This is a genomic window from Flavobacterium sp., assembly GCF_027482425.1.
In the GTDB taxonomy this organism is placed as follows: Bacteria; Bacteroidota; Bacteroidia; order Flavobacteriales; family Flavobacteriaceae; genus Flavobacterium.
In genome coordinates this window covers 1-6,857 of record NZ_JAIXWA010000075.1, presented here as the reverse complement: position 1 = coordinate 6,857, position 6,857 = coordinate 1, and the positions used below count along the sequence as shown (strand labels likewise).

General features: G+C 40.4%; 5 protein-coding genes and 1 tRNA gene. 4 read left to right on the top strand and 2 right to left on the bottom strand.

The genetic code is table 11. The features are described from left to right. Positions 1-190 (top strand): hypothetical protein (locus Q0037_RS11005; RefSeq protein WP_297518308.1); only part of this gene is annotated, 190 nt, incomplete at its 5' end. Positions 191-561: 371 nt separating this feature from the next. Here the strand turns inward: Q0037_RS11005 and Q0037_RS11000 are convergent. Beyond that, positions 562-1,119, bottom strand: a complete 558-nt coding sequence (locus Q0037_RS11000) for a DUF6642 family protein (protein WP_297518305.1) — start codon at positions 1,117-1,119, stop codon at positions 562-564. Between the two features lie 178 nt (positions 1,120-1,297). Here Q0037_RS11000 and Q0037_RS10995 point away from each other — a divergent pair, with 178 nt between their 5' ends. Continuing rightward, positions 1,298-3,253: an ATP-binding protein gene (locus Q0037_RS10995; RefSeq protein ID WP_297518303.1), complete on the top strand. Its 1,956-nt coding sequence runs from the start codon at positions 1,298-1,300 to the stop codon at positions 3,251-3,253. On the opposite strand, the gene Q0037_RS10990 is transcribed toward Q0037_RS10995, so the two are convergent. Further along, entirely contained in the window at positions 3,250-5,220 is a 1,971-nt protein-coding gene (locus tag Q0037_RS10990; protein WP_297518300.1) for an endonuclease, read from the bottom strand. The two genes, Q0037_RS10995 and Q0037_RS10990, sit on opposite strands and share 4 nt — an antisense overlap. Positions 5,221-5,344: 124 nt before the next feature. On the opposite strand from Q0037_RS10990, the gene Q0037_RS10985 reads away from it, so the two are divergent. After that, positions 5,345-6,487: a TlpA disulfide reductase family protein gene (locus Q0037_RS10985; protein ID WP_297518297.1), complete on the top strand. Its 1,143-nt coding sequence runs from the start codon at positions 5,345-5,347 to the stop codon at positions 6,485-6,487. A 112-nt stretch (positions 6,488-6,599) separates the two neighbouring features. Further along, positions 6,600-6,682, top strand: a tRNA-Tyr gene (locus tag Q0037_RS10980). The last annotated feature ends 175 nt before the right edge of the window (positions 6,683-6,857 follow it).

Sequence of the window (6,857 nt, the reverse complement as noted above, 5' to 3'; positions counted from 1 at the left end):
ATTTGATAGATGGTATTTAAATAGCACTTTCAACGAATTTGTAACGAAAATTGATAACGTTATTAATTGTGAAGCTAATGGAGAAGCGTACTTACTTTATACTTCTTTATTATACCATAATGACAACCCAAATATTGAGTATGTTGTCACTGCATACAATAGCATTGAAGAAGTTTTAAATTCAAAATAAACAAAACCACCGCAAGCAGCCGCATGTCGCAATAATGATTTATATTGATAATTGCAATTGTATTGCAATCATTATTAAAAGATAAAAATTATCAAATCGATGTACCTTATTTGTACCTCATTTCATTGAAGCCCTTTAAAATCAATAACTCATTATTTCTGTATCGGAAAATAAGTTCTGTAACCAGTTCCAATCCCGAAATATCGTACGCCTCAAACACGATTCTTTGAGAGCACCTTGGAAGCCTTGTGGAGAAAAAAGACCTTAATCACCGCATAAATCAGAATCAAGATGCCAATTTATATTCATCAACTCAATAATTGGACCGATTTTCAATGGAATGAGCAGGATTTTATTTCGCTTGAATCGATTTAATAATACAACGTAAATCCCAACATTTTACAAGCCGCATACTGCTTTTCGTGAAGGACTTCGGTCAGTTCAACCACCGACGCATACTGCTGGGATAGGGCAAAAAACAGCCCGTCTACGTCAAAACTCCACAAAGGTACACGGTGGGCATACCCTGAAATGGATTGGGCGCCGGTTACATCGAGGACATACTGCGCCGTTTCCTCGTCTAAAACCAATTGCTTCGTGTTGGCAAAATGCAACCGCTTGCCCGTTAACTTGCCTTCAAACGCGTCGGCCAATTCATATAAATCGTACTGATAGCCATCGACTTCCAGCACCGAACCTTGTCCCCCTACCACAAAATACAACGCAGGGTACCGACCCGATTGCCGATCTTCGCGCACCCAATGGTGCCAATACGACTCCATCATTTCCATACTCTCACAAGGACCGTGAATACTGGTCAACCCAAAATCCAAAGCCCATTGTGCCAAAATCGTTTCTACCGAAATGCCCGGCAAAGCGCCCATGCCCTCCAAACAATAGATTCGCATATCGTGTTCGCAATCTTCCATCGTTAACGCTCTTTTAGATTACGAAAATACGCTAAAAAAATAAGGGTTTTTATGCACTACTATTTTCGATAAACGGCATTTTTTTAAAGATGAATAAAATAATTCAACCTATTAAACCCTATTTTTCGTACATTTAACGAATTGTAATCCTGTCAATAACTCAAACCAATCTATAATCTTGAAAAAAATTGCAACATGGTTGGGACAGAAACCACGTTTAGCAGGCATACTAGCTTTCTTTTTTTTAGTGCCTTTTGTCTATTTTGCTATCTCCCTTCGTTATAAAATTATTCAGGAAAACGAACAACGGGAGATGTCCAATATTTTAAACGTAGTACAGCGAAACATCGCTCAGATGTATAAAAACAGCTATACGACCACCTTAACCTTGGCTTTTACTATTAATGATCAAGGCAACCCTGAGGACTTTGAAAAAATAGGGAAACAATTGATCGAATCCAACCCGGCCGTCGATGCGGTGCAACTCCTTCCCGGTGGGGTCATTCGATATATTTATCCAATGAAAGGCAACGAACCAGCTTTAAATTATGATGTGCTGCATTCGCCTGATGTGCGGCAAGAGGCCTTACTCTCCATGAAAAACCGTACCTTTTATTTTGCAGGACCTCTCCCTCTTAAGCAAGGTGGAATTGGCATAGTCGGTCGTTTACCTGTTTACAATAAAAATACCTTTTGGGGATTTTCAGCCGTGGTCATTCGCATGGAAACATTGATACGCCAATCGGGGATTGCTGACATAGATGATACCAAATATTTCTTCCAATTTTCAAAAACAGACCCAAGAACGGGTAAAGAAGTATTTTATCTAAACCCAAATGAAAATACGAAAGATAAATTCTTTATCAAAGAAATCATTAGTGAAGGTAATTGGAATATTTATCTTGTTTCCCGTCAAGGTGACAATATGTTATATCAAGTATATACTTCACTTATATTGGGGTTTTTACTTTGTCTCATCTTTGGACTTTGGGTGTATTCAGTTATGAAAAAACCAGCTGAACAGCATATGCTGATTTTGGAACAAGCTAAAATACTGGTAGAGAATGAGGTAAAATTTAAAACACTTTTTGAGCAAGCCCCCGTTGGGATTGCTAATGTAGCTGTAGACTCAGGCGTTTTTTTACAAATCAATACCCAAATGTGTAAAATTACTCAGTTCAATGAGGAGGAACTCAAAACAAAGCAACTTTCTGAATTACTTTCGGAAGAGGATTTAGAACGGCTTCAACAGGGCATTCAGGAGGTACAGCAAAATCCAGATGAGAATTTCTCAATGGAGACAGAAATACTGACCCAAAACGGAGGTAAAACATGGGTTAACTTGGTGGTAGCACCATTGGGTCAAATCGAAGAAACCCAACACCAATGCATCATTATCTTGGAAGATATTGATCTGAAAAAAAATACGGAAGACGAATTGCACAAATCGTTTGATTTGGTCAATGAACAGAACAAGCGTTTACTCAATTTTTCCTATATCGTTTCACACAATTTACGCTCCCACTCAAGCAATATTAAATCTATTGCCACTTTGATGGATGAAGCCGAGTCTCCCGAAGAACAAGAAGAATTGATGGAAATGCTTAAAAAAGTATCGCTCTCTCTTCAAGAGACTATGGGTAACTTGAGTGAGGTAATTAACATCCAATCGAATTTAGGATTACATAAAGAATTACTGCCCTTAAAACATACCATTGACAGTACTTTAAACGCTTTGAGTGAACAAATCCATCGAAAACAAATTACAGTTTTGGTCGAAATAGATGAGAATGCAACCGTAACACACAATGCGGCTTATCTCGAAAGTATATTATTGAATTTAATTTCTAATGCAGTGAAATATGCCGCGCACGATCGAAATCCACTTATAAAAATCAAATACGATAGCGCGCAAAAAGTATTATCCATCGGCGATAATGGCATTGGTATTGACTTAAAGAAACACGGTGCTAACATCTTTGGCATGTATAAAACCTTTCATAAAAATGCTGATGCCAAAGGACTAGGTCTTTTTATTACTAAAAATCAAATCGAAGCTTTGGGGGGCAAAATCAATGTGGAAAGCGAACCCAATGTGGGGACAACCTTTACCATTCAATTTGCATCCGATTAATGAACTTGCAGTTTGATTGTTTTTTGTTGGGTTTCCGATTGAAGTTGTAAAATATACAACCCTGGAGCAATTCCTTCCAAGGATAAGAAACCTGAAGTGACAAGGGTATGTTCCGAAATTTTCTTACCGCTCATATCCCAGAGGAAACATTGCGTGGGTTCGGTTATATTTTGCACCTGAACCTGTCCTTTGGCTGGATTGGGGTAAACCCAAAGCGCTGAAGTTTCTAGTTCTGGATTTTGAAGGGCAAATGACCAAGGCTCACCAAAATTAGAACCGAAAATATAATTGGCCAACAAGGGATAATCAATAAACGGATTCCGATTTTGTTGCCAAGTAGCAATGTAATTGTTGCGGTGCATTTCAAAATCATCAGCAGGGTCTGCTAGATTCCAAGCCAACAGGGAAGCTAAATCGCCCATCTGACCTACCGTACTATCGACCGGATTGCCATTGACCAAACTAAGGCCGTTATAGCGAACCGCCATGTAAAACAATGCGCGCGCTACATCACCTCGCCAACTGCCTTGATTTCCTGTGGGTCCATTGTAATCCGAACCGTAATCGCGATTGCTTCGCGACGTATTTTCGGAGCCATCTTCGGCACGAATATGATGGGCATCCGAATGACCTGCCAAAATATCATCGGGTCCTGTGGGCAACCAAATAGTAATACCGTCAGAGAACGAAGAAGTCCCGTCCGCAAATCCCCCACGCGATTGTGGCCAAATATGTTCACGATTCCAAACGCCAACATTGCTGCTACCAAGTTGATAATCCAATTTTGAACGGGGACTTTCGACATACATCATCCAAACCTGACTGCCATTTTGCGGATTACGATCGGCCTCGAGAAGCATATCGGTTACATCGCCATACGAATGTGCGCGCACCACTGCTGGGTTGGCAACAATGTCTTGTACAGCTTGGCGCAACGCATTGCCCGACAAACCTTCCAAACTATCGTAATAGCCATTGGGTATTGTTGGTATAACCACTCCATAGGTAGGATTTAAAGGCGTTCCCCAAGGAGAAACGATAAAATCATTATCATTGACCCGAACAACAATAGAATTGTTATTGAGTACATACCCTATGGGCACATTATTAACTTTAATCAACAATTCTTCATCGCCTTCATTGACCGTATCATCAACAATAAGTATCGCGGTCGATGCCGAAGTACTTCCTACGGGAATAGAAACCGTTTGGTTGCCACTGTAATCGAGGAGGGTAAAATTCCCATTGACGAGTACAAAATTGATAATGAGATTGGCTCCTGTCACCGCCGTATTGGTAGTAAAAGTGACCTGCATGGTTTGTCCCTCAATAATAGGGGAAGGTGTCGCGGTGATTGTGATTCCATTGAGTATGACTCCACTGCCATCATTATTGACCCCAGGGGTTGGTGTCGTCACTGCAAAAGTACCATTGGTGTTGCGCTGCATCGACTGGTTGGCAGCGTTTTGTGTTTGATTTTCATTAGTACATACCGTCAATCCAAGAGCCGATATTAGGGCTGTGGGTTGCGTGGTCGCGGCATTAGAATACGCGAAAGCATCGATTAAATTGGTGGTTGTTGCCAACGAATTTAGAGGAAAATCGGTCGCATTGGCTTGGTAAATAGCCACGACATCAGGTCCGTTTTGAATCGTAGCATTGGGTATAATAAAGGCGGGGGCTGGAGTGACTTGAGAATTTCCCAACAACAACAAAGCATTGACATCACTGGTTAATCCATCGAGATCAATCGCATAATAACTGGCGTTTTGAGCGCCCGAACCACCGTTGAAAAACACCAAACAATACCCATCCAAGAGCATATTGGGAGTAGCCGTTTTTAATTCAATGAACTCACGGGTGTCTGTCCCGGGCGTATCGGCGTCCAATTCGTTAATTACGATTTGGCCGTGCATAGCGGTTAAGCTACTGAAAAACAGCAGCCCCATCCAAAAACGGTAGGTCATATTCGTTAAATTCTGTAACACAAAGGTAAATTGAATTTTTAGAATACGGGGTTAATTCATACTTAAATCCGATGAATCCCAATTAATAAATGTATTTTTGTATTCAATTTTTAAAATTACAATAATGAAGAGATTTTATTTTGTCATGCTTGTTTCTAGCCTCTTTTTAGGTTGTCAATCGCCTGACAAATTCACGATTGAAGGAGATTTAGGTAAAGAAAATGACGGTAAAAAAGTGTATTTGCGATTTGAAAATCAGCTAGGCGTTTTAAAAGATGTGGATTCCTGTGAGGTGAAAGATGGTAAATTTGAGTTTGTAGGAAAAGCAACGTATTTGGATATTTTCACGGTTTCGGCGGATGATTTAAATATGGCGATGAACATCATTTTGGAGCCAGGTACAATTTCGATAAAGTTTGCTAAAAAGCCAGGTGATAAACCTCAAATTGGAGGTACCCCCTATAACGATCAATTGCAAGCCTTTAACGAAAAGTATATGCAGTTTGATGAGGACATTTACAACTATCAGAAGAAGAACTTTGATAAATTTAGAAAGGCTCAAAAGGAAAACGATTCGGTAACAATCAAAAAATTGTATGCAGCTGTTACTGCCATCAATACGAAAAAGTTTGATTATTTCAAGGAATATCCAACAAAGAATTCTTCTCATTTCATGTCAGTCATTTTAATCCAACAACGCTTGTTTTCGGGTGATACAGCTTTCATCGCCTTACGGGATGCGTATAAAAAACTGGATTCGAAACTAAAGGAAACACGCATTGGGAAGCAAGTGGAAGAACGGCTGAAAGCCATTGAAAATAGGCGTCTCAACAAACAAAAGGAGACGACAACCCCAGCCGTTAAAGCACAAGACTTTTCGGCCAAAAATCCAGAGGGAAAGACCATTTCGTTAAAACAGAGCATGGGTAAAGTGACCCTAATTGATTTTTGGGCTTCGTGGTGTCCTCCCTGCCGTAAGGAGAATCCGAATGTGTTGAAAATGTATGAAGCGTTACAACCCAAAGGACTGGCGATTATTGGCGTTTCGCTAGACACTTCGGCCGAGGCTTGGAAAAAGGCTATTGCGAAAGATGGGTTGACATGGACGCAAGTTTCGAATTTAAAAGGATGGAAAGACCCGATTGCCGTACAGTATAAAGTAGAGGAAATCCCCACTACCCTAGTATTGGATGCCCAAGGGACCATTGTCGCCCGCGGATTGACCGGGGAAGCCCTTCGTTCTAAAATTGAAACCCTTTTAAAATAAATGATTTTAGGGAACACCTTAGTAATCAAAACCCTAAATCCTATCCCTAAATAAAAAGCATAAAAACGTTTGGATAGGTTCAAACAGTTGCTATATTTGCAACCGCTAAGGAGGGGAGATACTCAAGCGGCCAACGAGGGCAGACTGTAAATCTGCTGGTTTTCACCTTCGCAGGTTCGAATCCTGCTCTCCCCACGAATAAATAAAACCTCAAAAAAAAATCGCCAAGTTCACTTGAGCGATTTTTTTTTGAGGTTTTATTTTCAGCGCGTAGCGCACAGGATGGGCGCTAGCCAATCCTGAATTCGTGAAAATTCCCTCTATCCTACTGAGCCAAGTTCACTTGAGCGATTTTTTTTTTTTGTCTTTT